Annotated in this window: 26 protein-coding genes; 11 read left to right on the top strand and 15 right to left on the bottom strand. The window is 66.8% G+C overall.

What is annotated here, in order from left to right:
• Nucleotides 1-23: 23 nt before the first annotated feature.
• On the top strand, nucleotides 24-1604 hold the full coding sequence (locus IGS68_RS08975; protein ID WP_201079105.1) for an aldehyde dehydrogenase (NADP(+)): 1581 nt from the start codon (nucleotides 24-26) through the stop codon (nucleotides 1602-1604).
• 59 nt (nucleotides 1605-1663) lie between these two features.
• Here IGS68_RS08975 and IGS68_RS08970 read toward each other — a convergent pair whose 3' ends face one another.
• Nucleotides 1664-2698: an ABC transporter substrate-binding protein gene (locus tag IGS68_RS08970; protein WP_201079103.1), complete on the bottom strand. Its 1035-nt coding sequence runs from the start codon at nucleotides 2696-2698 to the stop codon at nucleotides 1664-1666.
• A 219-nt stretch (nucleotides 2699-2917) separates the two neighbouring features.
• Between IGS68_RS08970 and IGS68_RS08965 the strand changes: the two genes are divergently transcribed.
• The 6 genes from IGS68_RS08965 (at nucleotide 2918) to IGS68_RS08940 (ending at nucleotide 8503) form a co-directional block, all read left to right on the top strand.
• Complete coding sequence (locus IGS68_RS08965; protein WP_201079101.1) at nucleotides 2918-3973, top strand: TAXI family TRAP transporter solute-binding subunit; 1056 nt, start codon at nucleotides 2918-2920, stop codon at nucleotides 3971-3973.
• Nucleotides 3970-4593: a hypothetical protein gene (locus IGS68_RS08960; RefSeq protein ID WP_201079099.1), complete on the top strand. Its 624-nt coding sequence runs from the start codon at nucleotides 3970-3972 to the stop codon at nucleotides 4591-4593. Before IGS68_RS08965 ends, IGS68_RS08960 begins: the two co-directional genes overlap by 4 nt.
• 89 nt (nucleotides 4594-4682) lie before the next feature.
• A complete protein-coding gene (locus IGS68_RS08955; RefSeq protein ID WP_201079093.1) occupies nucleotides 4683-5663 on the top strand; it encodes a S1C family serine protease in 981 nt (326 codons plus the stop codon).
• 89 nt (nucleotides 5664-5752) lie between these two features.
• A complete protein-coding gene (locus tag IGS68_RS08950; protein WP_201079091.1) occupies nucleotides 5753-6508 on the top strand; it encodes a (Fe-S)-binding protein in 756 nt (251 codons plus the stop codon).
• Nucleotides 6492-7892, top strand: a complete 1401-nt coding sequence (locus tag IGS68_RS08945; RefSeq protein ID WP_201079089.1) for a LutB/LldF family L-lactate oxidation iron-sulfur protein — start codon at nucleotides 6492-6494, stop codon at nucleotides 7890-7892. The genes IGS68_RS08950 and IGS68_RS08945 overlap by 17 nt, the downstream gene beginning before the upstream one ends.
• A complete protein-coding gene (locus IGS68_RS08940) occupies nucleotides 7889-8503 on the top strand; it encodes a LutC/YkgG family protein (RefSeq protein ID WP_201079087.1) in 615 nt (204 codons plus the stop codon). The genes IGS68_RS08945 and IGS68_RS08940 overlap by 4 nt, the downstream gene beginning before the upstream one ends.
• 137 nt (nucleotides 8504-8640) lie before the next feature.
• On the opposite strand, the gene IGS68_RS08935 is transcribed toward IGS68_RS08940, so the two are convergent.
• The 3 genes from IGS68_RS08935 to IGS68_RS08925 all read right to left on the bottom strand — a co-directional run bounded on the left by IGS68_RS08935 (nucleotide 8641) and on the right by IGS68_RS08925 (nucleotide 11082).
• The gene (locus IGS68_RS08935; protein WP_201079085.1) at nucleotides 8641-10104 is read right to left on the bottom strand and encodes an adenylate/guanylate cyclase domain-containing protein; all 1464 of its coding nucleotides are present in this window, start codon (nucleotides 10102-10104) and stop codon (nucleotides 8641-8643) included.
• 154 nt (nucleotides 10105-10258) lie between these two features.
• Nucleotides 10259-10792 carry a DUF697 domain-containing protein gene (locus IGS68_RS08930; protein ID WP_201079083.1) on the bottom strand — a complete coding sequence of 178 codons (534 nt, stop codon included), beginning with the start codon at nucleotides 10790-10792 and terminating at the stop codon, nucleotides 10259-10261.
• Nucleotides 10792-11082 (bottom strand): hypothetical protein, encoded by a 291-nt coding sequence (locus IGS68_RS08925; protein WP_201079081.1) that lies wholly within the window; start codon nucleotides 11080-11082, stop codon nucleotides 10792-10794. Before IGS68_RS08925 ends, IGS68_RS08930 begins: the two co-directional genes overlap by 1 nt.
• A 153-nt stretch (nucleotides 11083-11235) precedes the next feature.
• Between IGS68_RS08925 and IGS68_RS08920 the strand changes: the two genes are divergently transcribed.
• Nucleotides 11236-11562 (top strand): hypothetical protein, encoded by a 327-nt coding sequence (locus IGS68_RS08920; RefSeq protein WP_201079079.1) that lies wholly within the window; start codon nucleotides 11236-11238, stop codon nucleotides 11560-11562.
• A gap of 216 nt (nucleotides 11563-11778) precedes the next feature.
• Here the strand turns inward: IGS68_RS08920 and wrbA are convergent, their stop codons facing one another.
• Nucleotides 11779-12459, bottom strand: a complete 681-nt coding sequence (gene wrbA, locus IGS68_RS08915) for an NAD(P)H:quinone oxidoreductase (protein WP_201079077.1) — start codon at nucleotides 12457-12459, stop codon at nucleotides 11779-11781.
• Nucleotides 12460-12697: 238 nt separating this feature from the next.
• On the opposite strand from wrbA, the gene IGS68_RS08910 reads away from it, so the two are divergent.
• The gene (locus IGS68_RS08910; RefSeq protein ID WP_201079075.1) at nucleotides 12698-12991 is read left to right on the top strand and encodes a hypothetical protein; all 294 of its coding nucleotides are present in this window, start codon (nucleotides 12698-12700) and stop codon (nucleotides 12989-12991) included.
• Here IGS68_RS08910 and IGS68_RS08905 read toward each other — a convergent pair.
• Together IGS68_RS08905 and IGS68_RS08900 are read right to left on the bottom strand one after the other, a co-directional pair.
• Nucleotides 12985-13182: a hypothetical protein gene (locus tag IGS68_RS08905; RefSeq protein ID WP_201079073.1), complete on the bottom strand. Its 198-nt coding sequence runs from the start codon at nucleotides 13180-13182 to the stop codon at nucleotides 12985-12987. The two genes, IGS68_RS08910 and IGS68_RS08905, sit on opposite strands and share 7 nt — an antisense overlap.
• 69 nt (nucleotides 13183-13251) lie before the next feature.
• On the bottom strand, nucleotides 13252-14100 hold the full coding sequence (locus tag IGS68_RS08900; RefSeq protein ID WP_201079071.1) for a phytanoyl-CoA dioxygenase family protein: 849 nt from the start codon (nucleotides 14098-14100) through the stop codon (nucleotides 13252-13254).
• A gap of 471 nt (nucleotides 14101-14571) precedes the next feature.
• Here IGS68_RS08900 and IGS68_RS08895 point away from each other — a divergent pair, with 471 nt between their 5' ends.
• Nucleotides 14572-15564, top strand: coding sequence for an MBL fold metallo-hydrolase (locus tag IGS68_RS08895; protein WP_201079069.1), 993 nt, complete (start codon nucleotides 14572-14574; stop codon nucleotides 15562-15564).
• Nucleotides 15565-15611: 47 nt separating this feature from the next.
• On the opposite strand, the gene IGS68_RS08890 is transcribed toward IGS68_RS08895, so the two are convergent.
• From IGS68_RS08890 to IGS68_RS08865, 6 genes are all read right to left on the bottom strand, one after another.
• The gene (locus IGS68_RS08890; RefSeq protein ID WP_201079067.1) at nucleotides 15612-16184 is read right to left on the bottom strand and encodes a hypothetical protein; all 573 of its coding nucleotides are present in this window, start codon (nucleotides 16182-16184) and stop codon (nucleotides 15612-15614) included.
• 183 nt (nucleotides 16185-16367) lie between these two features.
• A complete protein-coding gene (locus tag IGS68_RS36150; protein ID WP_305800086.1) occupies nucleotides 16368-18164 on the bottom strand; it encodes a calcium-binding protein in 1797 nt (598 codons plus the stop codon).
• Between the two features lie 740 nt (nucleotides 18165-18904).
• The gene (locus IGS68_RS08880) at nucleotides 18905-19213 is read right to left on the bottom strand and encodes an RNA polymerase sigma factor (RefSeq protein ID WP_201079063.1); all 309 of its coding nucleotides are present in this window, start codon (nucleotides 19211-19213) and stop codon (nucleotides 18905-18907) included.
• Between the two features lie 150 nt (nucleotides 19214-19363).
• Complete coding sequence (locus IGS68_RS08875; protein WP_201079061.1) at nucleotides 19364-20053, bottom strand: SDR family oxidoreductase; 690 nt, start codon at nucleotides 20051-20053, stop codon at nucleotides 19364-19366.
• Between the two features lie 152 nt (nucleotides 20054-20205).
• Nucleotides 20206-21699: an amidohydrolase family protein gene (locus IGS68_RS08870; RefSeq protein WP_201079059.1), complete on the bottom strand. Its 1494-nt coding sequence runs from the start codon at nucleotides 21697-21699 to the stop codon at nucleotides 20206-20208.
• Between the two features lie 137 nt (nucleotides 21700-21836).
• Nucleotides 21837-22034, bottom strand: a complete 198-nt coding sequence (locus tag IGS68_RS08865) for a DUF2735 domain-containing protein (RefSeq protein ID WP_201079057.1) — start codon at nucleotides 22032-22034, stop codon at nucleotides 21837-21839.
• Nucleotides 22035-22503: 469 nt separating this feature from the next.
• Between IGS68_RS08865 and IGS68_RS08860 the strand changes: the two genes are divergently transcribed.
• Complete coding sequence (locus IGS68_RS08860) at nucleotides 22504-23550, top strand: glutamine synthetase beta-grasp domain-containing protein (RefSeq protein ID WP_201079055.1); 1047 nt, start codon at nucleotides 22504-22506, stop codon at nucleotides 23548-23550.
• Nucleotides 23551-23637: 87 nt separating this feature from the next.
• Here IGS68_RS08860 and IGS68_RS08855 read toward each other — a convergent pair whose 3' ends face one another.
• Together IGS68_RS08855 and arsB are read right to left on the bottom strand one after the other, a co-directional pair.
• Nucleotides 23638-24135 (bottom strand): DoxX family protein, encoded by a 498-nt coding sequence (locus tag IGS68_RS08855; RefSeq protein ID WP_201079053.1) that lies wholly within the window; start codon nucleotides 24133-24135, stop codon nucleotides 23638-23640.
• 114 nt (nucleotides 24136-24249) lie between these two features.
• Nucleotides 24250-25368: an ACR3 family arsenite efflux transporter gene (arsB, locus tag IGS68_RS08850; protein WP_201079051.1), complete on the bottom strand. Its 1119-nt coding sequence runs from the start codon at nucleotides 25366-25368 to the stop codon at nucleotides 24250-24252.
• Nucleotides 25369-25376 lie beyond the last annotated feature (8 nt).

Here is a 25376-nt window from a genome sequence, read left to right as displayed (position 1 = left end):
GGTTCCAGAGGAGTTAGTCGAACATGAAAATCACCGGTGACATGCTGATCGGCGCCAAGTCCGTGCGCGGTCGCGAAACCACGTTCTACGCGGTGAACCCCGCCGACGGAAAGAAGATGGAGCCGGCCTTCGGCGGCGGCGGCGAAGCCGAGGTCCGCGAGGCCTGCGAGCTGGCCTGGGCCGCCTTCGACAGCTACCGGGAAACCAGCCTGGAAGCCCGCGCGACCTTCCTGGAGACCGTTGCCCAGAAGATCATGGACCTGGGCGACCCGCTGGTCGAGCGGGCCTCCGCCGAGAGCGGCCTGCCGCGCGCCCGGATCGAGGGCGAGCGCGGCCGAACCGTCGGCCAGCTCCGCCTGTTCGCCGGGGTCGTCCGCGAGGGCGGCTGGATCGAGGCGCGCATCGACCCCGCCCTGCCCGACCGCAAGCCCCTGCCGCGCCCCGACCAGCGCCAGCGCCACATTCCGCTCGGCCCGGTCGCGGTGTTCGGGGCCAGCAACTTCCCGCTCGCCTTCTCGGTCGCGGGCGGCGATACCGCCTCGGCACTGGCCGCGGGCTGCCCGGTGATCGTCAAGGCCCACTCGGCCCATCCCGGCACGTCGGAGCTGGTGGGCCGGGCCGTCCAGGCGGCGGTCGCGGAGTGCGGCCTGCCCGAGGGCGTCTTCTCCATGGTGTTCGGCGCCGGCAACTCGGTCGGCACCGCCCTGGTCTCGGACTGGCGGATCAAGGCCGTGGGCTTCACCGGATCGCGCCGGGGCGGCATGGCCCTGGTGAGCGTCGCGGCGGCCCGCCGCGAGCCGATCCCGGTCTATGCCGAGATGAGCAGCATCAACCCGGTCTTCCTGCTGCCGTCCGCGCTGTCGTCGCGCGCCGAGGCGCTGGGCAAGGGCTATGTCGCCTCCCTCAACCTGGGCGCCGGCCAGTTCTGCACCAATCCCGGCATCGTGCTGGCGCTCGACGGCCCCGACCTCGACCGTTTCCTGGAAACGGCCAAGGCGGAAGTGGGCAACAGCGCGGCCTCGACCATGCTGACTCCCGGCATCTTCGCCGCCTACGACGAGGGCGTGCGGAAGCTTTCGGGCAATTCGAAGGTCCGGTTGCTCGCCCGCGGCCAGGCCTGCTCCGGCCCGAACCAGTGCCAGACCGCCGTGTTCGAGACCGACGCCGCCAGCTTCCTGTCCGAGACCGACCTCCAGGAAGAGGTGTTCGGCGCCTCGTCCCTGGTGATCCGCTGCCCGGACCTGGAGACGGTGCGCACCGTCGCCGAGCATCTGGAAGGCCAGCTGACCGCCACCGTCCAGGCCGACGAAAGCGACCTCGACGCCGCCCGGATGCTGCTGCCGGTCCTGGAGCGCAAGGCCGGCCGGGTGCTGTTCAACGGCTGGCCGACCGGCGTCGACGTCAGCCACGCCATGGTCCATGGCGGCCCCTTCCCGTCCACGGCGGACGGCCGCAGCACTTCGGTCGGCACGCTGGCGATCCGGCGCTTCCTGCGCCCGGTCTGCTACCAGGACGTTCCGGCCGGCCTGCTGCCGGAAGCTTTGAAGGACGGCAATCCGCTGAAGCTGTGGCGCCGGATCGGTGGCGAGATGGGCCGCGACTGAGACCGTCGATCGGTCTGACGCAGGGGGGAGGTGCCGGCCGGCACCTCCCCTTTCGCTTTTTACCCCGCCTTCGGAACCGCGTCGAAGAAGCTGTAATCGAACAATTCGTCCAGGTTCACCGGCTTGACCTGCGTCCCCAGGGTCTGCTGGAAGTCCTGGAGCACGGCCGTGGCGTCCCGGATCACATGGGGGTCGGCGACCAGGTTGGTGTGGGGGGACCTCAGCGCCTTGCCGATGATCCGCGGGTCCACCAGCCCCTTGCCGACGAAGGCGGCGACATGGTCGGTCGCGCGGTCCAGCCAGGTCCGGGCGAACTCGGTCGCGCGGACATGGAGCTCGACCAGGGTGGCGACGGCGTCCCGATCGGCGGCGATCGTGGCTTCGCGCACCGCGAGCACGGCGCCCGGCTGGCGCGGCAGCATGGTGCCGGCCGGGGCGACGATCCGGGCGGTCGGGTCGCGTTCCTGCACGATCGTCAGGATCGGCTCCAGGATCGAGGCGCCCTCGACCGCGCCGGCGAGCAGCGCCTGCTGCACCTGGTCCTCGCCGACGCCGACGATCTCGACATGCCCGGGATCGGCCTGGGCGACCCGGTTCAGGTAGTATCTCAGGATCGTATCCGGCACCGAGCCGGTCGGCAGGGTGGCGATCTTGGCGGGGCGGCCCGCGCGGTCGTGGAAGCTCTTGAACCCTTCGGCCGCCGAGGGCGCCGCGGCCATCATCTCCGCGAAGGGGCCTCGGCCGATCAGGGCTACCTGGTCGATGATGTTCGAGGCGAGCACCTTGACGTCGATGCCCCGCGAGCGGGCGACCATGGCCGGCCCGATCCCGACATAGGCCACGTCCAGGCTTCCGGACGCCAGCGCCTGGACCATCGCGGGTCCGGAGGAGAACTGCGTCAGTTCGAGCTTCAGACCGGCCTTATCGGCCCAGCCCTCCCCCTGCATGATGAAGAGCTGGGTCATGGGGATGATGGGGATATAGCCCACCCTCAGGGTCACCGGTGCCGCCAGGGCGGAGACGGGCAGCAGGGCCGCCGCGGCTGCGATGCCGGAGAGATGGACGAACCGGCGGCGGGACAAGGCGATGGACATGGGCGGGCGCTCCGGGAAGGTTATGCTTTTTGCCGACCTTACCATCCCAGGGCGGCGGAATCGTGGGGCATCCCTGGTATCGGACTTGGCCGATAGTAAGAGGCGCGGCGACGCGATGATCCCCGTCCTGTCCTATCGATCATCATCGGAATTGCCTTTCCCTTGACGGGGGGCGGCTGCTCTCCTGGAGCCGCTTTCCCCGATACGGACACCGTCCTGATGCTGATTACCGTCAAATCCATACTGATCGCTGCCAGATTTGCCGCCGCCGTGGCGATCGGCGCGCTCGTTTCCCAGGAAGCCATGGCACAGCAGGCGCGGGAAACCCCCGGGACGCAGGCTGCGGCACCGGCCCGCAAGGGCGGCCAATCCCCGGCGGAGCGGATCAACGCCTGGACCGTCGGGCTGGCCGGCGGACAGCTGGAGGGGGCGCCGCTGCGCCTGGCATCGGAGATCGCGCGCGTCGTCGACGACGGCGACAATGCCCACGTCCTGCCGATCGTCACGCGCGGCCCGACCGAGAACGTCAATTCCCTCCTCTATCTCCGGGGAGTGGACATGGCCATCATCAACACTGACGTGATCGAGGAGTACAAGGCCCAGGTTCCGAACATCCAGCAGCAGATCACCTACGTGCTGAACCTGTTCCCGTCGGAGCTTCATGTCTTCGTGCGGCCGGAGATCCAGTCGCTCGACGACCTCGAGGGGAAGAAGGTGAACTTCAACACCCTCGGCACGGCGGCGGCCTATTCGGGGCCGCTGATCTTCACCCGGCTGGGCCTGGACGTCGAGAAGACCTTCATTCCCCATCCGGTGGCGCTGGAGCAGATGCGCAACGGCACCGGCGACATGGCGGCGGTCGTGTTCATCACCTCCAAGCCGGTCGACGCCTTCCTCAAGGGCCGTTGGGAGCCGGGCTTCAAGTTCCTGCCGGTCGAGTACGACAGGAAGTTCGAGGACTATTATCTCCCGTCGCGGCTGGAGCCGGCGGACTATCCGAACCTGATCCCCGAGGGCAGCCAGGTCGCGACCATCGCCGTCCCGACCTTCCTGGCCGCCTACAACTGGCCGCGTAGCTCGGACCGCTACCGCCGCATGGCCCGCTTCGTCGACAACCTGTTCAGCCGCATGCCGACCCTCCAGGGCCCGGGCTTCGACCCGAAATGGAAGAACGTCAACCTCGCCTCCCGGGTGCCGGGGCTGGAGCGGTACCGCGCCGCGCAGGACTGGCTGGATCGGTCCGGGTCGGCCCAGGAAAGCAGCCTGCCGCGATGACGACCTCGACTGCCTATCCCGAAGCTCCGCAGCCCGCCGGCCCGGAGCTGCGGAGGACGCTGGTACGCTGCCTTGCGGCGGCGATCCTGCTGCTGTCCGCCTCCGCATCGGCGCAGACCACCGACGACGCCCCGCGGACGGAGGCCGCGGACTGGATCGTCAGCGAGACGGCCTCTCCCGTGGACTACAGCCGGCAGGTCAGCGCCACCATGCTTTCCGCAGCCCCTCCCGGGGGGCGGGAGATGTCCTTCGCCATGCATTGCAGGCAGGGGAAGACCGAGCTGGTGCTGGGCGTCCCCGACTTCGCCCGCTACCCCGCGGGCACCGCGCTGGTGCTGGAATTCCTCCCGCTTACGGAGGAGGGGCTGCGCGACCGGACGGTGGAGCGCCGCTGGGTCCGGCATCGCGGTCAGGAGCAGCGGTGGAACGAGCTGAGCGGCACCACGGACGTGTCGCTGCGGGGCGATACCGTCGGCTTCCTCAAGCAGCTGCCGGACGGAGGCCGGCTTTTCGTGCGGATGAAGGACAAGCGGGGCGACACGCACGAGGCCGAATTCAACCTCGCCGGTCTCGATTCCGTCCGCGAAAAGCTCGCCTCCGCCTGCGGCTGGCCTGCCTGATCGCCCCGCATCCCTGTTGGAAGGACATGCCGGGCTTATCTATCTGTCTGGACCAGTTCAATCAGGGTTCTCTCGAAGGAGGCTTTCCGATGCCATCGTCCGATGACTGGCAGATCCCCCCCGAATTCCAGCCGGATCCCGACGCGGTGGCCTTTGATCTGGATCGCGCCCTGTCCTCGGTCGTGGCCCTGAGGGCGAGCGTTCCCGACGACGCCTTCACGGCGGAAACGCTGGGGACGCAGAGGGCGGGGCAAGGCGCCGTGATCCGCGAGGACGGCTTGGTGCTGACCATCGGCTACCTGATCGCCGAGGCGGAGGAGATCTGGCTCACGACCAGCGAAGGCCGGGCCGTGAAGGGCCATGTCCTGGCCTATGACTACGACAGCGGCTTCGGCATCGTCCAGGCGCTGTCGCCGCTCGGCGTGCCGGCGCTGTCCCTGGGCAACTCGCGCCACGCGACCGTGGGCGAGCATGTGGTGATCGGCGGGTCCGGCGGCCGGCCCCATTCGCTGGCGGCGCGTGTGGCGGCCCGGCAGGAGTTCGCGGGCTATTGGGAATATCTGCTGGACGACGCCATCTTCACGGTGCCCGCGCACCCGAACTGGGGCGGCACGGCGCTGCTGGGACCGCAGGGCGAGCTTCTCGGCATCGGTTCGCTCCAGCTGCAATCCCGGGACACCGGCGGGCGGCTCGTTCCGCTGAACATGAGCGTGCCGATCGACCTGCTGAAGCCGATCCTGGACGACCTGCTGAGGCTCGGCCGCTCCAGCGGACCTTCCCGGCCCTGGCTCGGGCTCTATGCCACCGAGGACGAGCGCGACCGGGTCGTGCTTGCCGGCCTGGCGGGCGACGGCCCGGCGCGGCGCGCCGAGCTCCGCGCCGGCGACATCGTGCGCGCCATCGCCGGCAAGCCGATCGAGTCGCTCGCCGGGTTCTATCGGTCGCTATGGTCCCTCGGCCCCGCGGGCATCGACGTGCCGCTCACCGTGGAGCGCGAGGGCGACGTGTTCGACCTCCGCGTCGGCTCCGCCGACCGCAGCCGCTTCCTGAAGCCCAGCCGGCTGCATTGAGGGCGGCGAAGTAGCGGGCGGGGCGTAACGGCCGGCCGGTTCAGGTGTTCACACTCTACCACCTGGGACCACCCCGACCGGAGCCGCCCGTGCGCGTCGCGCTGTTCATCACCTGCTACAATGACACCCTGTTCCCTCAGACGGGCATCGCCACCGTCCGCCTGCTGGAGCGGCTGGGCCATACCGTCGAGTTTCCGGAGGATCAGACCTGCTGCGGTCAGATGCACTCCAACACGGGCTACGGCGACGAGGCCATCCCGCTGATAAGGCGTTTCGTCAAGTCGTTCCGGGACGCCGAGGTCATCGTCTCCCCCTCGTCGTCCTGCGTTTCCAATATCCGCACGGCGTGGCTCCGCACCCTGGCCGACACCGGCGACGAGGCGCTGAAGCGCGACGTGGCCGAGATCGTGCCGCGGGTCTTCGAGCTGTCGCAATTCCTGGTCGAACGGCTCGGGATCGACGATGTCGGGGCCTATTATCCCCGCCGCGTCACCTACCACCCGACCTGCAACTCGCTGCGCGCGCTGAAGGTGGGCGACGCGCCGATGAGGCTGCTCGCCAAGGTGCGCGGCCTCGACCTCGTCGAGCTGCCGGACGCGCGGGAATGCTGCGGCTTCGGCGGCACCTTCGCGGTCAAGAACGAGGACACCTCGGTCGCCATGCTGTCGGACAAGATGCGCTCGGTGCTGGGCACCCGGGCGGAGATCTGCACCGCCCTGGACAGTTCGTGCCTGATGCATATCGGCGGCGGGCTGCACCGGCTGCGCAGCGGCGTGCGGACCGTCCATCTGGCGGAAATCCTGGCTTCAACGGAAAAGGACTTCATCCATGGCGAGCGCCGCTGAGCCGCGCACCTTCCCGCAGCTGGCGAGGCGCGCGGTCGCCGACACCCAGCTCCGCCGCAACATCGGCAACGCCACCCAGACGATCCGCACCAAGCGCGCCGGCGTCGTCGCCGAAGTGCCGGACTGGGAGGAGCTGCGCGAGGCCGGCCGCTCCCTGAAGGAGCACACGCTGCGCAACCTGGACCGCTACCTGGTCCAGCTGGAGGAGTCGGTCACCAGGGCCGGCGGGCAGGTCCACTGGGCCAGGGACGGCGCGGAGGCCACCCGCATCGTCACCGACATCGCCAGGCGGCACTCCGTCAAGGAGGTGATCAAGGTCAAGTCGATCACGACCGAGGAGATCAAGCTGAACGAGGCGCTGGAGGCCGCCGGCATCCGGCCCTTCGAGACCGACCTGGCGGAGCTGATCATCCAGCTCGGCGACGACGTCTCCTCCCACATCCTGGTGCCGGCGATCCACCGCAACCGGGCGGAGATCCGCGAACTGTTCATGCGGAAGCTGGGGCTGGAGGAGCTGTCCGACCGCCCGTCCGACCTGACAGCGGCGGCACGCTCATACTTGCGCGAGAAGTTCCTGACCGTCCCCATGGCGGTCAGCGGGGCCAATTTCGGCATCTGCGACACCGGCACGGTCTGCGTCGTGGAGTCGGAGGGGAACGGCCGCATGTGCCTGACGCTGCCCAAGGTCCTGGTCAGCGTGATGGGGATCGAGAAGCTGGTGCCGACCTGGGAGGACATGGAGGTTTTCCTCCAACTCCTGCCGCGGTCCTCCACCGGCGAGCGGATGAACCCCTACAATTCCCTGTGGACCGGCGTCACGCCAGGGGACGGCCCGCAGGAATTCCATCTGGTGCTGCTCGACAACCGCCGCACCGACGTGCTGGCCGACCGGACCGGACGGCAGACGCTCAACTGCATCCGGTGCAGCGCCTGCCTGAACGTCTGCCCCGTCTATGCCCGGACGGGCGGCCATGCCTATCATTCCGAATACCAGGGACCGATCGGCGCGATCCTCACGCCCCAGCTCCACGGGATGGACGCGGCGGCCTCGCTGCCCTTCGCCTCGTCGCTGTGCGGCGCCTGCTACGAGGTCTGCCCGGTCAAGATCAACATTCCCGAGGTGCTGGTCCATCTGCGCACCCGGGCGGTCGCCCGAAGCGGCCCCAGCCTGGAGAAGCTGGCCATGGGCGCCGCGATCCGGATGTTCGACAATCCCGGCCTGCTGGAGACCGCGCAGAAGATCGCGCGGATCGCCCAGCGGCCGTTCGTCAGCGACGGCTACATCACCGGCGGGCTGGGGCCGGTCCGCCAGTGGACAAGGGCGCGCGACCTCCCCGCCATCCCCGACCAGAGTTTCCGCGAGTGGTGGAGGACACGCCGGTGAGCGTCGCGCGCGAGGAGATCCTGGGCCGCGTCAGGGCAGCCCTGGCCGGCGATCCGGCGGGGGAAGTCGCCGTGGCCCGCGGCTACCGGACGTCCTCCGATCTGTCGGGAGCCGCCCTGGTCGACCGCTTCGCCGAGCGGGCGGAAGCCTACAAGGCGACCGTCCGGCGGGTCGACGCCGCGGGTGCCACGGAGGCGATCCGTCGGCTCCAGGGGCGCTTCGTCGTGCCGTCCGATCTGGCGGAGTCCTGGCTGCCGGCCGATTTCGTACGGGACGACGGCGGCCTGGACCACCGCGAACTGGATGCCGTGGCCGGGGTGGTCACCGGCTGCGCCCTCGCCATCGCCGAGACCGGGACCATCGTGCTGGACGCCGGGGCGGAACAGGGCCGCCGGGCTATCACCCTGCTGCCCGACTTCCATGTCTGCATCGTTCCGGCCGATCGGATCGTCGCGTCGGTACCAGAAGCCATCAGGGCGCTGCGCGGCTCCCTGCCCCGCCCGCTGACCTTCATGTCAGGGCCGTCGGCGACCTCCGACATCGAGCTGAACAGGGTCGAAGGCGTCCACGGCCCGCGCAGGCTGGAGATCCTGATCGTCGGGACGGCCTAGAACTGAACCCGATCAGGTTGATCCGCCCGAGACAGCTGATCCGATGCGTTGCGCCATGGGCGCAACCTACGATCGTCGGACCGCGTCACCTCCGCCCTGCATCGAACCGGAGCGGTTCGACCTGATCGGGGACCGCTCTAGCGGAGCCGGGCTGCCGGGGTCAAAGACCCGCCTCCCGCAACCCTGAAGACCGGCATCTCCAGGTTGACGCCCTTCAGATGCGCCGTCCGCCGCTCGACGACGAAGGGCTCCAGCAGCTCCCCGACGCCGGGATAGTCATGCACGTCCCTGGTCAGGTAGATCTCCTCGGCCTGGGCAAGGCCCTGCACCCGAGCCGCGATGTTCACCGCCTGGCCGAAATAATCGAGCTGGTCGTTCGACGTGACGGCGATCGACGCCCCCTTGTGCAGGCCTATCTTCAGGATCAGCGGCCGGTCGACATGGTCCCGGTTGAACCGCTCCATCTCGTCGAGCATGGCCACCGCGGCGGCGACCGCGTCGCGCGGGTTCAGGAAGGCCGCCATGACGGCGTCGCCGATGGTCTTGATCACGGTGCCGCCGTTGGCGACCGTAACGTCGCGGAGCCGGTCGAAATGCTGCTGGACCAGGGAGAAGGCGCTGAGATCGCCGATCCTGTCGTACAGGGCGGTGGAGCTCTTCAGGTCGGTGAACAGCAGGGTTATGTCCTTCACGCCGATCCCCTCGCTGGCGCGGATCAATTCGGACCGGAACAGGGTGCGGAAGGTTTGCGTGGTGAGCAGCCGCTTGCCGGTCAGGAACGGCCTGAACAGGATGTCCGGGTGGGAGAAGCCCGGCGACGTCACGGTAAGCCCGAACAGGCGGCGCCGCGCCGAGGCGTTCCGGATCTCCAGAACGATGCGGCCGGGGGCGATCCGGCCCGTCGCCGGCTCGCACGACCTGTCATCGTAACCGACGGAGAGCGGCCGCGGCGCGGGCGGCGCGTCCTCGGCGACGGTGAACTCGAAGCCGTCGTCGGCGTCGAAATCCCAGCCGAGCAGGGTTCCCTCCCCCACGTCGATCTCGATCCGCTCGACCGCGTGCGGCTGTATGAATCGGACCTCCGGGGTGGCCGCCGCGAAGTGGTCCATCCAGGGCTTCCCGTCCGGCGTCACGCCGTCGAGCGTGACGCGGCATTGGAAGCAGTAATCCCGTGCCGGCAGGGCGTCCGGATCATGGAACCTGATCCGGCGGACATTGGCGCAGACCGTGAAGGTGATGGTGATGTAGTCGTCCAGGACCGCTTCGTAATCGGTGCGGCACAGGGCGCAGCGATAGTGCTTTTCGAGGGTGCGCAGGCTGCCGAAGCTCTCGACGATGCAGGCGCACAGCGGGCAGACCAGGAGCCAGTCCATCTCGAACAGGCCGAGCGAGGAAGCGTGGAGGAACAGGTCGATCGCCTCCGCTTCCGCGATGCCCCGTTCGGTGCCGAACGCCAGCGGATTGATCCGATAGAGCTCCCGGTCGTCGGCGGTGCGCAGGAAGCTTTCGAGCTTCGACATGACCCGCGGGCTCCAGGCCCGCACCGTCTCGAGCGTTGCGAGGCGTTTGTCCAGTTCCGCCTCGTCGATCCCCGTCTTCATGGTTTCCCCCTCGTTCGAACGATCGCTGCCGAGGACTCTCCGTTCCCTAGAAAAGGAACAAATCATGAACTTCATTCTACAGCACCGGTCCGGACGTGCCAGTGCTCATTAGGGGCGTTGGACGGAGCGGCTAACCCTGGATCGCGGAGCAGGCTCACGGGACGGCTGGCGGCGTCTCCTTCATTCTCTGCCTCGCCTGGCGGTACTGTTCCTTGAACGCCGCCTTCAGGGCCTGCCTGCTCATCTGGCCGTCCTGCTTGAAATAGGTCTCGGCCGTGTGGCCCACCGCATAGGTCACGGCCCCGCACAGCACGGCATCCGCAGCCATGGCCGGAATCGTCCCCAGCCCGGTGAGCTTCAGGGCGTCGTTGACGAACTTGCCGCCCGCGAGCAGAAGGCCGGTCGAGAGTCCCATGCCCCGCAGGATCTGGAACAGCAGGCCCCTGGCCTTGTCCTTGTCCCACAAATGGCCGTGGGCCCGGCCGATGAAGACGATCATCGTCATGTTGATCATCACCAGCGCGACCCAGGAGACAGCGGGCCATGCGCCCCAGAAGGCGGCCTGCGCGGTCGCGTGGTTGATGATCACGCCAGCCCGTTCCGCCGGGGATCGGGTATCGTCGTCGGCCTCCTCGAAGCTCCTGTCGATTTCCTCGGCCTTCGGTTCGGGCTGCTTCTCCCCAGCCATCACGCCTCCTCCCGTCCCGCGGAAGCCGGCTTGCGCCCCTCCGTCTCGTCGGCCACTTCGCTCACCGCTTCGGCCAGCGTTTCGAGGACGTCGGCAAGCTGGTCGGGCGGCAGGTCGTTCGCTTCCACCCCGGCGGCTTCCAGCATTCGGACGACCTCGTCGGGGTCGAGGTTCCGGGCCAGGATCTCGAGGTGGTCGCCGTCGAGCGACGACAGGGCATCGCTCACCGCATCGCCGGCGATGCCGAGATGTCCTTGGAGGGCTTCGACCAGCTGGTCGAAATCGATCATCGATGTCTCCCACTCATGGGCGGTACAGCCTCCCCGGCGCTCCCGGGAACGGGATGGGACACGAAAGGGATAGGGACTGTACCAAAGTCGGTTGAAACAACATCAGGTTCAACATGTTGGCATGACGAGCAATCGCAGATTATCCGGTGACCCATGACGGACCTATTGCAGCCCGCCACGGCGGAAGCTCCCTTCGATTGGCACTTCCCGGTCCGGCCGGGTTGGGAAAACGGGACGGACAGGTTGTCCCGCCCCGATGATGACGGACCCGCGCGATGCTGGAAGGCGGTCCTGGCGGATCTGCTGGACCAGGCGCTGACCGTGGACGCCTTCATCGAGACGGCCCGGCAGGCGTTCGGCGAGGACTGCACCGTGGTTCCGCCGGGCGGGGGCATCTCGATGCAGCAATTCACGCCGCCCCGGCGGATCGTCATCACGAGCATGGTCGACGACATGGTCACCGGGGCCGCCTGCTACTAGAGCGGTCCCCGATCAGGTTGAACCGCTCCGGTCCTCGCAGCCGGCCGTCCCAGTCGCCGCACCGTGTTGCGCCATGGGCGCAACCTACAGCTCGATGCAGGGCGGAGTTGATGCGGACCGACGATCGTAGGTTGCGCCTATGGCGCAACGCATCGGTTCGGCTTCCCCGGGGCGGATCGACCTGATCGGAAACCGCTCTGGCAGGTCCGCCCGGGCTCAGGGCTGCCCGGCGGTCCCGCCGACCTCGTTCTCCGGGGTCCGCATGTCCGGGGCCACGGGACCGCCCTCGCCTGCCGTGCCGGACAGCTTGGCGGTGATCTCGGCCACGTGCCGGCCCTGGAAGCGCGCCCCGTCCAGTTCGTTCCGGCTCGGCTGGCGGGAGCCGTCGCCGCCGGCCAGGGTGCTGGCGCCATAGGGCGTTCCGCCGCTGACCTCGTCAAGCCGGGTCTGACCGGGGAAGCTATAGGGCAGGCCCACGATGATCATGCCGTGGTGCATCAGGTTGGTGATGATCGAGAACAGGGTGGTCTCCTGCCCGCCGTGCTGGGACGCGGTGCTGGTGAAGGCGCTGCCGACCTTGCCGACCAGGGCTCCCTTGACCCACAGGCCGCCGGTCTGGTCCCAGAAGTTCGCCATCTGGGACGTGATGCGGCCATAGCGGGTGGGCGTGCCGACGATGATGGCGTCGTAGTCGCCGAGCTCGTTCGGGCTGGCGATCGGAGCAGCCTGGTCCAGTTTCATGTGGGCGTTGCGGGCGACATCCTCGGGGACGAGTTCCGGCACCCGCTTGACGGCGACCTCCGTCCCCGGCACCGACCGGGCTCCCTCGGCGATGGCGTCGGCCATCTGCTCGATATGTCCGTAGCTCGAATAATACAGCACCAGCACCTTCGGCATCGACCTATATCCTTTTGAAAACAGAGGAAAGTGTCCGGCGCCGCGCGCGGCGGCGCCGGTCTGCCGAGAAAACCCGCGCTGTTCCTCTTGGTTCCTGACCGGGCTGCGGCATGACTCGCTTCGGGACGGGCAGCGCCCTGGCTGCATGCCCTGCCGGCGAGACCAAGCCGATCGCGGATTGTTGAGAGGGACGAGCCTCTCGGTGTCTCCTTGCGGAAAAGCGACGGGGGAGGAAGCGATGGAACGCAAATTTGTCTGGCCGGCCGCCTGCTGCCTTGGCCTTGCAATCGCGGTGATCTGGCTGGTCTGGGCCTTCGGCGACTACGCGGGGATCAGCCTGACCGCCGGTTGGGCGGCGGCACTGGGCGTGGCCGCGACGATGGCGCTCGGTCTGGGCCTGATGGCCGTCATCTTCCACGGCCGGCGAAGCCGGCGCGACCAGGCGGTTGACCGGACGATCCAGGGAAACCCCGTGGGAAGGAGTGACCCGCCTCCGGGCGGGTCAAGCCGTCGAGGGATCGACCGTCAGTAGCGCCCCGGCATGCCGCTGCCGCCGCCCATCTGGTCTCCGCTCCCGCCGTCTTGCCGGGTGGCGCCATAGGCCTTGATCTCGGCGTCGAGCTCCATGCGGCGGCGCCCCTGGGGGGAATCGTCCGGCGCGTCGCGAAGCTGCTGGAACTCCTTCATGGCCTTCTCGAACTCTTCGGTGCTGCTGATCGGCATGTCTCGCTCCAATTTCGGGTCTGCCTATCCTCAACAGATATGGCGACGAAACGGCGAGGTGATATTTTCTCAGCCGGTCACGTAATGCGGTTCCGGGCGGTGGTGCAGATCCTCGTAATGCACCAGGACCGGCTCGCCGAGCGGGACCGGCCGGCCGTCGCGCCAGGTCCACTCCCCGCGGTCGCAATCGGCCCCCCGGACGTAACCGTTGATGTAGAGCCGCCGGTCGCGGCCGGAGCGGTTGGCGGCCGACCCATGGATCATGTATGGGTGCCACAGGCCGACGTCGCCCGGCTCCATCTCGAAGTCGACCAGCCTGGAGGGATCGAGGCCGTGGCGTTCCAGAGCCTCCTCCGCGATGCCCGAGCCCAGGATGCTGGCGCGCGGCAACAGGTCCAGGTCGCCCAGCAGGTGGCTGCCGGGATAGAGGCGCATGGCCCCGCTCCGCGCCGTATGCGGGTCCACCGCCAGGCCCGTCTGCACATAAGAGTCGGACAGGTTCCGGTACGCCTCGCGCGGGCGGCGGAAACGGCTGTCCTGGTGGAAGGCGTAGTCGCCGCCCGCCGCCCCCGGCGGCTTCCAGTGAAGCTGGTTGATGATCTGCTTGAGATCCCCGCCCAGCAGCGGTTCGAGCAGCCGGAGCATGCGACCGTCCTGGCGGAACGCGTTCAGCACCGGGTCGCCGTAGGACGGCCATTGCACCATGCGGACGGTATGGCCCAAATTCCCGTCGTCAGCGACGCGGACATGGAAGTTGCCGTGACGGAAACTGCTCGGGTGCTTCAGCCCGGCCTGGAACTGGCGGTCGAAGGCTTCGGCCAGCACCGCCACGTCGGCCGCGGAAAAGACGCCCCGCACGACGACGAAACCGTCACGGCGATAGGCATCCCGGATCTCGGATGGGGACGGCAGGGGCATGGTCGGCGTCTCCGGTCAAAGGACGGCACTCCCCAATTTCTCGCATTTCATCCCATGCCGTCAATCATCCCGCGTGCATTCAACCCGCGGTACACCCCAATCGCCGCGCGTACCCGACCGTCCGAACCCGACATGTCGTGCCTTCCCGCTTCAGGCATTTCCCGGGAAACCGCACGCGTCCGGCGTTCGGCCCGAACTCCGGGCACGGACAAGGAATTAATACTATTGCATCGAAGAAGACGACTATACTTTGGGCATCCGCGAGCATCTACTTTGATGCGGGCGGGAGCCGTCGATGCCTGCCCTTCTTGATTGCAAACGCTTGATCCAGCGATGACGAACGCCGGGATGCCCGCCGCACAGGTCGCCCACGCCGGCGATGGCATGGCTGACGCCAGACGCCGAGACGCTTGGTTTGAGCGTCGCCTCCTCCCGGCCCGCAGGTAAACAACAACGACAAGGGAGATATGAATGTCCAGGAATGGGTTGTTTCTGTCGCGCCGCGAGATGCTGATCGGAGCCTCCGCCGCCGGCGTCGTGGGAAGCCTGGCGGGACCGCTGGGAAATCCCGCCTTCGCCCGGGCCCCGATGCTCAATACCCAGGCTCCCTATTTCTACCGGTTCAAGCTGGGCGATGCCGAAGGGACCATCGTGTCGGACGGCACCCTGCCGCTGGGCGATCCCCGCAAGAACTTCACCGGCCTCTCCGAAGAGGAGATCCAGCGCCAGCTTCACGACAACTTCCTGCCGGGCGACAACGCCGTGCTGGAGCAGAACGTGCTCGTGCTCAATACCGGCGACCGTCTCGTGCTGTTCGACACCGGCATGGGAAGCCTTCAGCTTTTCGGGCCGACCACGGGCAAGCTGATGAACAACCTCCGGCAGGCCGGCATCGATCCGAAGGACATCGACGCCGTGGTCATGTCGCACGCCCATATCGACCATTGCGGCGGCTGCATGGCCGACGACGGCACTCGGAACTTCCCGAACGCCCAGTACTACATCACCCAGGCCGACTACGAGTTCTGGACGGATGAGACCAAGGTGCCGGCCCAGTTCAAGGTCTTCCTGGATACGGCCGTCAAGAACCTCTCCCCCAACCGCGACCGGATCAAGTTCATCAAGGACGGCGAGGAATTCCTGCCCGGCATCCACGCGATCCTGGCACCGGGGCATACCGTCGGGCACACGATCTTCATGATCAATTCAGGCAACAGCTCCCTGTGCTACATCGCGGACCTGGCGCATCACCCCGTCCTGCTGCTGGAAAAGCCGCTGACCGAATTCATGTACGATACCGACCCCAAGCAGTCGGCCCAGTCCCGCATGAAGATGCTGACCATGCTGGCGGCGAACCGGACGCCGATCCTCGCCTACCATTTCGCGTGGCCCGGCATCGGCCACGTGGCGAAGCACGGCGAGGGCTTCCGCTACCATCCCCAGGGCATGAAGATGGAGCTCTGACAAGAGGACGGCCGGCCAGGCCCGTGGCTTGGCCGGCTCCTTGCCTGTCAGCCGAAGGCATCCGCGTCCGGCGAGGGCGGAACGCCGAGAAGATCCACGAACTGCCGTTCGAACCAGTGCAAGGCGCCGTGCAGGCTCTTGCCCCCGCCACGGACCTCCGCCAGCCCGACCTCCATGTTTTCGATCGCTTCCGCGATCACCGTCGGAAGGCCTGTTGCGGGCCCGAGTTCCCATGCCAGCGCCTCCAGGCCGCCGAACGACGCCACCTCGGCGGTGAGCGCCAGCGTGCTCAGGCCCGCATAGAGGCTCGCCTCCGGATCTTCGAGCCCGGAACGGGCATCCAGCGCGGCGATGCCGCCGATGAGGTCGGCATGGGCGGATATCAGGTCGCCGGGCGTCAATCCTCCGGCATCGATGGCGGAAGCCTCTATCGTCCGGTCATGCGTCTTGAAGAGTCCGTCGAGGCAGTCGACCGGGATGCCGTCCGGTCCCGCGTCGTTGAGAGGCCCGCCGTAGTTGCCGTAGGACGGGATCCTGATCCCTCCCGGGGGAAGGTCGGCCGACAGGTTCGGGCCGAACTTCGGATTGAACTTGATCGTCTTTTCCCAATCGATATACATCTATGACCAGCTCCGGATTGCGCGAAGCGGCGATCCTAAATGCAGAAAGGCGCCGAAGGTCAACCTGAAGTTAGGTGATGTACCGATGCGTCGTCCCGTTTCACCGGGCTCGATCCAGCGTCCGGCGGGAACGAAGTCCCGCGGGCATCACCGGAGTCCACCGTCCCGGCCGGCCTCGCCGGCTCAGAGCAGGAACATGGATTTCTCGACGGCCGCGATGCCGTAGACCTGGATTTCGAAGTCCGGCCGGCCGTCACCATCCACGTCCCCCTGCACGAGCTTGAAGTCCTTGACCTTGGACCAGGCGAGTTGCCCGGCGACCTTGCCGAAGCGTGCCTCGCCGATGAAGGTGAAGGCCTGGTTTCCGCCGGCCGCCGAGTTGGCGTCGATCCCGGTCAGGTCGATGCGGTCGGAGCCCCGCTGGAAGTCGAGGATGCTGTCCCGCTGTCCCCAGCCGGGAGGACTGTCCCTGGTCGTCTCGAAGACGAAAACGTCCGCCCCGCTTCCGCCATAGAGCCGGTCCATGCCCGCTCCCCCCGTCAGGATGTCGTTGCCGTCGCCGCCCTTGAGGACATCCCTGCCGGCGCCGCCCTGGAGGATATCCGCGCCGGCGCCTCCGTAGAGATGGTCGTTGCCGTCGCCTCCCAGGAGGCTGTCGTTGCCGTCGAGGCCGTGCAGCTTGTCGGGGCCGTCACCACCCCGGATGACGTTGGCTTCCCTGTTGCCCCGGCCGGTCAGCCCCGCCGAGGAGGTGATCGTCAGGTTCTCGATCGCGGAACCCAAGGTCCAGGAGATCGAGGATTGGACGGTATCCCGCCCCTCCCCGGCATGCTCCTCGGTCACGTCGCGGGGATTGTCGACGACGAAGATATCGTCTCCGGCCCCTCCGATCATCTTGTCGGCACCCGTCCCGCCGTCCAGGAGATCGTTCCCGCTGCCGCCGGACAGGTGGTCGGCTCCCCCATTGCCGATCAGGGTGTCGTTTCCCGCATTGCCGACCAGCACGCTGGGATCGTCGTCGCCGATCAGGCGGTCCGCGTAGGGCGAACCGATCACGTTGTCGATGCCGCTCAGGCGGTCGTTTCCGCCCCCGCCGCTCGCCTTTCCGAGCGAGAGATCGACGACAACGCCCGACTTCACCCAGCTGTAGTCGACCAGATCCCGGTCGTAGTCACCCTTGAACACGTCGTCGGCGGTGGAGCCGCGGAAGGCACCGGAAGAGGACAGTTCCCCATTGCCGTAGCCGGAACGGTCGAAATTCAGCCCCACTTCCCCCGCCGAAACGAATCCGACCGTCCCCACCTTGATCGACCCGGTATAGGGATGGTTCGGGAAGGTTATGGTGTCGCCCTTGCGGACCGCGCCGTCCAGCCAGGCCGATGGGTAGACCGAGTTGTACTCGGCTCTCTGGCCGGGCTGCTCCGTCACCAGGACGTTCTTGAAGGAAACCGGGTATTTCTGGTCGCCGGGCTGGGCGAAGTAGTACAGCCAAGACTTCGCATCGCCGCCCGGCAGCTTCCGCATCTCGACGTTCTCGAGGGTTACGGACCCGATCGGGTCCCTCGGCTGGAGGAACAGGCCCTGGTAGGTGGTCGTGCCGGTGACGTTGAAGAACTTGAGATCGCCGACCGGTCCCTGGGGCTGGAACACGTCGCCGTGTATCCCGTGATAGCTGCCCTTCACGTTCTCGATCAGGGAGTTCTGCAGGATGAAGTCGGCCCGCTTGCCGGCGGCGCCGTAGAAATTGATCGCATCCTTCCCGCCGACATGCCGGTGGTCGATATGCACGCCCTCGACATAGACCGAGCCGTTCACCTTGGTGAAATTGAGGGTGCCCGCCGCGGAACCGTGCGACTTGGGCTCGAACTTGCCGCCGATCAGGACGATGTTGTTGCCGCCGACCGTCTGAAGCCGGTCCAGCGTCCTGACCTCGTCCGAAGCGATGAAGAGAACGTCTTCGTCCTTGTCGAAGGTCCACACGGTTCGCGAACCTGTCTTGCTCAGGTCGATCACAGTGTGGTTCGGCTTGAGAACCGGAGCATCCCAACGTTTCGCCGGACTTTGAGACATGAGGAACACCTGAAGCAGAATAAAGGGTCCCGGCAGGGTGCGTCTCAGGGGTTAAGGATACCTCTATCGATTTTTCTATTAACCATAATATCGGCATCTACATCGGGGTGTCCGTTTGACACCATCGGTTCATCTGTAGCTGCTTTGCGCAAATCTTTCTAAAGTGCCGAATTTCATGACGGAACTTCGGAAAGCACCGGATCGTGCGGTTCAGGAGATCGACGGTCGGGGAAGACCAACGCAGAAAGGCCCCGCGCCTTGAGAGGCGCGGGGCAGTGCGAGGTTTGAGCGCGGTACCGCATCGCGCCGCGATCATCATCAGCCGGGCTTTATTAACAAATCATTAACCATGATTACGCAGAACTTTATCATTTTTTAGTAGCCGACTTTCCACAGGACCCGTTGTATCGATAAGGACCTGAGTATCCGACCGGTGAGGATCTCTTGCTGTTCGCCTGTGTGGACGGCGATCTGGGCGAGGACCAGCGGCGGCTGGTCTAGGAACTGATCTCCGGAGATCCTGATGTGAGCCACGGGATCCTGCGGATCCGTGGATTGAGCAGGCTGATCAGGGCAGCGTATGGTGATGACGGCGACGAACCCGCCCGAACGTCCTCGCGCCCATTCCCGTCCTCGGGAAGCGACGGTCGTTAAAGATCAAGTGTGCGGATAAGCCCCAGCCGGGCACGAAGCAGACGATCCTTGACCTCGACGGTGGAGATGCCGAGTTCATGGACGGCATCCCGATAACTCATGCCCTGCACGCAAACGAGCAGGAGAACATCCCGTCCTTCGGCAGGCAACTTCCCCGCCTTCATTTCGCTTGCTGGGATGACGTTGGATGTCGATGGATTTTGCTCGGACTCTCCACCACGTCGCTCATTATCTTCCGTCCGGGCCAGGCCAGCACATGAAACGATTGAACGACAATTCGATGTCATCGATGCACAGGTATTCATGGTTCGGGAATATATCCAGAAACCCTGACGCTATCTGGACAGCTTGATCGGATGGCATTCTCCGGGGCATTTTTGCGGTATGCGTTCAGGACAGGTTCGGCCAGGAGGCGACGGAACGGTCGCACCCCTGGCACCTCGGCTTGCCGTGGACTACTGCACGGGCGGCGTCGGCAGGATCGTCAATTCGTGAACATCCACGCCCGGGGGTTGGGAAAGGGCGTAGATGACGCTGCGGGCGACGTCTTCCGGCCGCAGGGCATCGGGTTTGGGATCGTCGAAGAAGGGCGTGTTCACCATTCCTGGCTCGATCAGCGTGACCCGGACTCCGCTGCCGCGCAGTTCCTCCCTCAAGGCGTAGCCGATGGCCGAGACGGCCCATTTGGTCGCCGCATACATCGACCCTGCCAGCACCCGCCGTCCCGCGACCGACCCGGTGATCACCACATGGCCGCGCGCTTCCTTGACATGCTCCAGCACCGTCCGGAGCGTGTATGCGACGCCGAGGATGTTGACGTCGACCATCCTGCGCCAGCTCTCCGGAGGTGCCCCGGAGAAGCCGCCCGGCTCGCCTCCGATGCCGGCATTGGCGAAGACGGCGTCGATGCGGCCGAACCGCTTGACGGCGGCATCCACCATCCGTTGCTGGTCCTGGAAGTCGGTGACGTCGCAAGCCACGGCGCAGGCGCGATCCTCCCCGATTTCCCGGACCAGCGTCTCGAGCTTGTCGGCGGAGCGCGCCGCCAGCACGAGGTTCCATCCGTTCCCGGCGGCGGCACGGGCCGTCGCGGCGCCGATGCCGCTGGAGGCTCCGGTTATGAGCAGGACCTTGGCGTCGGACATGTGCGTTTCTCCTCCTGTAGCAGTGCTTTCGCGCCTCAGGGCGCCGCCGTGGTGAAACGCCCTGCCTCGAAGACCTGTTCCGGACCGCACTTCCCCGGCCTGGACGGTGGTTTCGGCCGCCCGCAGCCATGCCGCCGGGGAGCGGGAGCCGTTCAGCCCGCCGCCCTGTCCCGGACCTTGAGGCTGGCCTCGGTGGCGCGGCGCACCAGTTCCGCCGTGTCGATCGCGGTCAGCCTGCCGTTCCGCTTGAGGATGCGGCCGTCGACCATGACCATGTCGATGTCCGCCGGACGGGCGGAATGGACCATGAGATGGGCGATGTCGGTCGTCGGCGCCGCATGGAGCCCGCCGGTGGCGATCATGACCAGGTCGGCGCGCTTTCCGGCCGCGATCGACCCGACGCGATCCGACAGGCCGAGCGAGCGGGCACCTTCCAGCGTGCCGAGTTCGAGCGCCCTCCTCGCGGTCATGCCGGCTTCCCGCTCCGCTTGGCCGTTGTACAGGTTGTGGGTGATCTTCATGACCTCCAGCATGTCGGCCCTGCCGGTCAGGGGCGTCGTGTCGACCGACAGCCCGGTCGTGACGCCGCCGTCCAGGAACGCCTTGATCGGCGGAACGCCGTAGCCGATGGTCATTTCGGAATAGGGCGAAACGGTCAGGACGGCTTTCCGGTCGGCCAGCATCGCGATCTCGGCGGGCGAGGCATGCGTGGCGTGGACGATCTGGAAGCCCTCGTGCAGCAGGCCGAGGCGGTCCAGCGCCGCCACGTGCCCGTGGTCGGCCGGGGTCGAGTTGGCGTGAAGCGTGATGGGCAGCCCGCGCTCCCGCGCGGCGTCGTAATCGGCCCGGTAGACGGCGGGTTCGACCGGAACGATGCGGCTCTCGCCGCCGTCTCTCTCGACGGCCTGGACGCCGCGCCAGCCGAGGCCGAGGGAGAGAAGGCCGTCGTTCCCGAACTCCTGCCACTGGTCGTGCAGGCGCGTGAAGTCGGCGACGTCCAGCGGCTGCTGCGGCGACAGCGGGCGGTAAGGGCCATAGGAGAAGCGGCCGCGGACTCCGCTGTCCGCCAGCGCCTGGAGACCGCTGCGGGCGTGCCGGGGCGTGCGGATATTGTGGCACCAGTCATGGACGGTGGTGATTCCCGCGTCGATCGCCTCGGCGGCCGATAGCAGCGTGGCGATGTACATGTCCTCGGGATCGAACGCCGCCCCGACCTTCGACACGACCTGGAAATAGCCGTTGCCCTGGGTGCCGGTCGCCATGTTGCGCATCAGCGACGTCCACATGTGCCAGTGGGTGTCGACGAAGCCGGGGGCCACGATGAAGCCGGCGCCCTCGATGGTCTCGGCGGACGGCGCCTCGAGATCCTTGCCGACGGCGACGATCACCCCGTCGCGGACATGGACGTCGCCTTCGGCAACATCGCCCGCGCCGGCATCCGGGGTCAGCACGTGGGCTCCGCGGATGATGAACTCGCCCCGTCGGGGGGACTGGTGAAGAAGCTGGCCGGAACCGGCGGTGCCGGTCTGGGCGAGGGCCGAGCGGAATGGCATCAGCGCCGTGCCGAGCGCTATCCCGCCCAGGAAGGAGCGGCGGCTCACCGCGAGGCGGCGCGGATCGGGGAAACTGCAGCAGTCGCAATGCATCACGGACCTTTCGGGAGAAGATGACGGGCATCGTCTCCCCTCAGATCTGAGGCTGGTTCGCTCCGTTTCCAGGCCGGCGGCTTCTTCCGGTGACCGGACTCGTCACGAGGCCGGCCGATGCCGCGCGGGCGGACGCCTCAGCGCTTGGCGTTCTGCTCCGCTTCCCGGATCGCCGCCTCATGGTACCAGCCGCTGCCCGAAGCGGTGTCGAGGACCGGCATCGACGCCGGATCGGCAGCCGCCCTCGCCTCTTCGGCAAAACTGCGGAACTGTGCGCCCTTCTTCAGCGGGAACTTGATTATCGTGGCGGATCGGATTCCCGGGTTCGCGGTCATAGTTTACAGCTCCTTAAGACTGGCTCCCAAGATCAGGCTGCTGCCGTACTGAGTATATAATGTCGCACCCGCAGGATTTGCACCCTTTTGTGCAGACAGCCTCATTTAAAATCACTCAATGCCTATTTTGTCAGCATATCGTTATTTGCCCAGTTCCTTGGCATCGGTCAGGCGAGCAAAGCCGCGATAGCGTCGGCAGAGGCCCGAATGCGATCTTAGGCGAGATTTGCGGTGATCCCGACCGATTGAAGGTGTGCCGTCATCCGTCTGCCCGGACCGGCGGCGCACCCTCCCGCGTCCCGATGCGCGACCGTCAAGCCGACCGGCACGCGAGATACAGGCTGGCATGCGAAATGCAGGACAGACGAAATGCAAAACGAAGTTACGCGCCGGTGAGCGCGCTTGCCCCGGCGGCAGGAAGCGCCGCACCGGTCCTGGACGAACGTCAACACCTCACGAGAGACCCGCAATGACCAAGTATAAGCTGGAGTACATTTGGCTCGACGGGTACACTCCGGTCCCGAACCTGCGTGGCAAGACGCAGATCAAGGAATATGCAGACTTCCCCACGCTCGATCAGCTTCCCCTGTGGGGCTTCGACGGAAGCTCGACCAAGCAGGCGGAGGGCAGCAGCTCCGACTGCGTCCTGAAGCCTGTCCGCATCTTCCCGGACAGCGAGCGCAAGAACGGCGCGATCGTCCTGTGCGAAGTCATGATGCCCGACGGCGAGACCCCCCATCCGTCCAACATGCGGGCGACCATCCTGGATGACGAGGGCGCCTGGTTCGGTTTCGAGCAGGAATACTTCTTCTACAAGAACGGCCGGCCGCTGGGCTTCCCCGAGACCGGCTACCCGGCGCCGCAGGGCCCCTACTACACCGGCGTCGGCTACAGCAAGGTCGGCGACGTGGCGCGCAGGATCGTCGAGGAGCATCTCGATATCTGCCTGGCCGCGGGCATCAACCACGAGGGCATCAACGCCGAGGTGGCGAAGGGCCAGTGGGAATTCCAGATCTTCGGCAAAGGCTCGAAGCGCGCCGCCGACGAGATGTGGGTCGCCCGCTACCTGCTGGAGCGCCTGACCGAGAAGTACGGCATCGACATCGAGTATCACTGCAAGCCGCTCGGCCAGACCGACTGGAACGGCTCCGGCATGCATGCCAACTTCTCCACCGCCTTCATGCGCGAGACCGGCGGCAAGGAGTATTTCGAGAAGCTGATGACCGCGTTCGAGGCGGCGAAGGACGAGCACATCGCGGTCTACGGCCCCGACAACCATATGCGGCTGACCGGCAAGCACGAGACCCAGTCGATCCACACCTTCAGCTACGGCATCGCCGACCGGGGCGCCTCGATCCGGGTGCCGCACAGCTTTGTGCGCAACGGATACAGGGGTTATCTGGAAGATCGCCGTCCCAACTCCCAGGGCGACCCGTACCAGATCGCCTCCCAGATCCTGAAGACCGTCGCGTCCGTCCCGACGGGTGCCGAGGCCGGCGTCTCCGCCGCCGCCTGACCGCCATCCGGACGCGGAAAGCGGCGCGGGTCCCCGAGGATCCGCGCCGCTTTCCGTTTCGGTCCGACCGGTTTTACGGCCGGGGGTTCAGAGATACCTGCCGTTCTCCCGGCGCCACCGCCATCCGTCGATGCTGAAGCGGCCGGGCCCCGCCGCGGCGAAGGCCAGCAGGCCGCCCGTGATCGCGAGGTTCTTCATGAACTGGGTCTGCTGCGCGGCCACCTGCTCGGGCGGCATGATCCAGAAGCGGTGCGCGATGTAGGTGGCGACGACGGTGAAGGCCGCCACCAGGAGGGCTGCCAGCCAGGTCCATGCGCCGAGGATGATGGCAAGCCCGCCGAAGAACTCGACGAAGGCCCCGAGCGGAGCAGTGACCGACGCGGCCGGCACCCCCATCGACTCCATGCGGGCGGTGAACGCCGACAATTCCATCACTTTCCAGAACCCGCTGTTCACGAAGATCGCGCCGATCGCGACCCGGCCGATCAGCAACAGCCCGTCCTGCCAACCGGCGGTCAACCTGTCCCCTGAAATCTCCACCTCCGCCCTGGGAAGCGGCGCGATCGTCTCGTCATACCTTGCCATGTTCGGCTCCAATTCCTGATGAAAGACCCCGTATCGGAATGTTTCTCACTCCACCAGAGTAAAGCCGTATCCGTCAACAGACCGGTCGGTGCAATCCCTTGCGGAAGATCGGGTTCAGCGGCGGGACAGGCCGCCGGACCCGGCCGGCACCCGCGCCGAGGCCGCCTCGACGGGGAAGCGGTCGCGGGTGCGGTTGCACAGGGCTACCAACGACAGCATCACCGGCACCTCGACCAGCACGCCGACCACGGTCGCCAGCGCGGCGCCGCTTTCCAAGCCGAACAGGCTGATCGCCACCGCGACCGCCAGCTCGAAGAAGTTGGAGGTGCCGATCAGTGCCGCGGGGGCGGCAATCGCGAACGGCACCCGCCATGCCCAGGCCCAGACATAGCCGATCGCGAAGATGGCATAGCTCTGGACCAGCAGCGGCACCGCGATCAGCAGGATCACGAAGGGCTGCTCGACGATGGTGCCGCCCTGGAAGCCGAACAGCAGCACGATGGTCGCCAGCAGGCCGATGATCGTGTAGGGCTTCAGCCGGCCGGTGAAGCGCGTGACGGCGTCGGGGTCCTCCGCGGCATGCAGGGCACGCCGGGTCGCATAGCCCGCCGCCAGCGGGATCACCACATACAGCACCACCGACAGGATCAGGGTCTGCCAGGGCACGACGACGTCGGTGACGCCCAGCAGCAGCGCCACGATGGGCGCGAAGGCGATGACCATGATGATGTCGTTCAGCGACACCTGGACCAGCGTGTAGGTCGCGTCGCCGCGGGTGAGCTGGCTCCACACGAAGACCATCGCGGTGCAGGGCGCCGCCCCCAGCAGGATCATGCCGGCGATGTATTCCTTGGCGTCCTGCGGGTCGACCAGGTCGCGGAACAGCAGTTCGAAGAACAGGATGCCGAGACCGGCCATGGTGAAGGGCTTGATCAGCCAGTTCACCACGATGGTGATCACCAGTCCCCTGGGCCGTTCCCCGATCCGCCGCAGGGAAGAGAAGTCCACGGCCACCATCATCGGATAGATCATCACCCAGATCAGCACCGCGACCACGAAGTTGACCGAGGCGAACTCCAGCGTCGCCAGGAAGCCGAACAGGCCCGGCAGAAGCAGCCCGAGGGCGATGCCGGCTCCGATGCACAGGGCGACCCAGACGCTGAGATAACGTTCGAAGGCCCCCAAGGGAGCACCGGCGGACCGCCGGGCCGTGATTTCGCATTGAGCGGACATGATATCCA

Source organism: Skermanella sp. TT6, from assembly GCF_016653635.2.
GTDB classification, from domain to species: Bacteria; Pseudomonadota; Alphaproteobacteria; order Azospirillales; family Azospirillaceae; genus Skermanella; species Skermanella cutis.
This window is presented reverse-complemented; position numbering and strand designations above follow the sequence as displayed.

What these genes read in the sequence shown, in the direction of transcription:
- IGS68_RS08875 (WP_201079061.1), bottom strand. Translation starts at nt 20,053, where the DNA reads ATGTCCGACGCCAAGGTCCTGCTCATAACCGGAGCCTCCAGCGGCATC.
- IGS68_RS08855 (WP_201079053.1), bottom strand. Translation starts at nt 24,135, where the DNA reads ATGGCAAGGTATGACGAGACGATCGCGCCGCTTCCCAGGGCGGAGGTG.
- IGS68_RS08880 (WP_201079063.1), bottom strand. Translation starts at nt 19,213, where the DNA reads ATGAATACCTGTGCATCGATGACATCGAATTGTCGTTCAATCGTTTCA.
- IGS68_RS08895 (WP_201079069.1), top strand. Translation starts at nt 14,572, where the DNA reads ATGTCCAGGAATGGGTTGTTTCTGTCGCGCCGCGAGATGCTGATCGGA.
- IGS68_RS08935 (WP_201079085.1), bottom strand. Translation starts at nt 10,104, where the DNA reads ATGAAGACGGGGATCGACGAGGCGGAACTGGACAAACGCCTCGCAACG.
- IGS68_RS08865 (WP_201079057.1), bottom strand. Translation starts at nt 22,034, where the DNA reads ATGACCGCGAACCCGGGAATCCGATCCGCCACGATAATCAAGTTCCCG.
- IGS68_RS08890 (WP_201079067.1), bottom strand. Translation starts at nt 16,184, where the DNA reads ATGTATATCGATTGGGAAAAGACGATCAAGTTCAATCCGAAGTTCGGC.
- wrbA (WP_201079077.1), bottom strand. Translation starts at nt 12,459, where the DNA reads ATGCCGAAGGTGCTGGTGCTGTATTATTCGAGCTACGGACATATCGAG.
- IGS68_RS08860 (WP_201079055.1), top strand. Translation starts at nt 22,504, where the DNA reads ATGACCAAGTATAAGCTGGAGTACATTTGGCTCGACGGGTACACTCCG.
- IGS68_RS08925 (WP_201079081.1), bottom strand. Translation starts at nt 11,082, where the DNA reads ATGATCGATTTCGACCAGCTGGTCGAAGCCCTCCAAGGACATCTCGGC.
- IGS68_RS08960 (WP_201079099.1), top strand. Translation starts at nt 3,970, where the DNA reads ATGACGACCTCGACTGCCTATCCCGAAGCTCCGCAGCCCGCCGGCCCG.
- IGS68_RS08955 (WP_201079093.1), top strand. Translation starts at nt 4,683, where the DNA reads ATGCCATCGTCCGATGACTGGCAGATCCCCCCCGAATTCCAGCCGGAT.
- IGS68_RS08970 (WP_201079103.1), bottom strand. Translation starts at nt 2,698, where the DNA reads ATGTCCATCGCCTTGTCCCGCCGCCGGTTCGTCCATCTCTCCGGCATC.
- IGS68_RS08930 (WP_201079083.1), bottom strand. Translation starts at nt 10,792, where the DNA reads ATGGCTGGGGAGAAGCAGCCCGAACCGAAGGCCGAGGAAATCGACAGG.
- IGS68_RS08965 (WP_201079101.1), top strand. Translation starts at nt 2,918, where the DNA reads ATGCTGATTACCGTCAAATCCATACTGATCGCTGCCAGATTTGCCGCC.
- IGS68_RS08870 (WP_201079059.1), bottom strand. Translation starts at nt 21,699, where the DNA reads ATGCATTGCGACTGCTGCAGTTTCCCCGATCCGCGCCGCCTCGCGGTG.
- IGS68_RS08900 (WP_201079071.1), bottom strand. Translation starts at nt 14,100, where the DNA reads ATGCCCCTGCCGTCCCCATCCGAGATCCGGGATGCCTATCGCCGTGAC.
- IGS68_RS08910 (WP_201079075.1), top strand. Translation starts at nt 12,698, where the DNA reads ATGGAACGCAAATTTGTCTGGCCGGCCGCCTGCTGCCTTGGCCTTGCA.
- IGS68_RS08945 (WP_201079089.1), top strand. Translation starts at nt 6,492, where the DNA reads ATGGCGAGCGCCGCTGAGCCGCGCACCTTCCCGCAGCTGGCGAGGCGC.
- IGS68_RS08920 (WP_201079079.1), top strand. Translation starts at nt 11,236, where the DNA reads ATGACGGACCTATTGCAGCCCGCCACGGCGGAAGCTCCCTTCGATTGG.
- IGS68_RS08975 (WP_201079105.1), top strand. Translation starts at nt 24, where the DNA reads ATGAAAATCACCGGTGACATGCTGATCGGCGCCAAGTCCGTGCGCGGT.
- arsB (WP_201079051.1), bottom strand. Translation starts at nt 25,368, where the DNA reads ATGTCCGCTCAATGCGAAATCACGGCCCGGCGGTCCGCCGGTGCTCCC.
- IGS68_RS08905 (WP_201079073.1), bottom strand. Translation starts at nt 13,182, where the DNA reads ATGCCGATCAGCAGCACCGAAGAGTTCGAGAAGGCCATGAAGGAGTTC.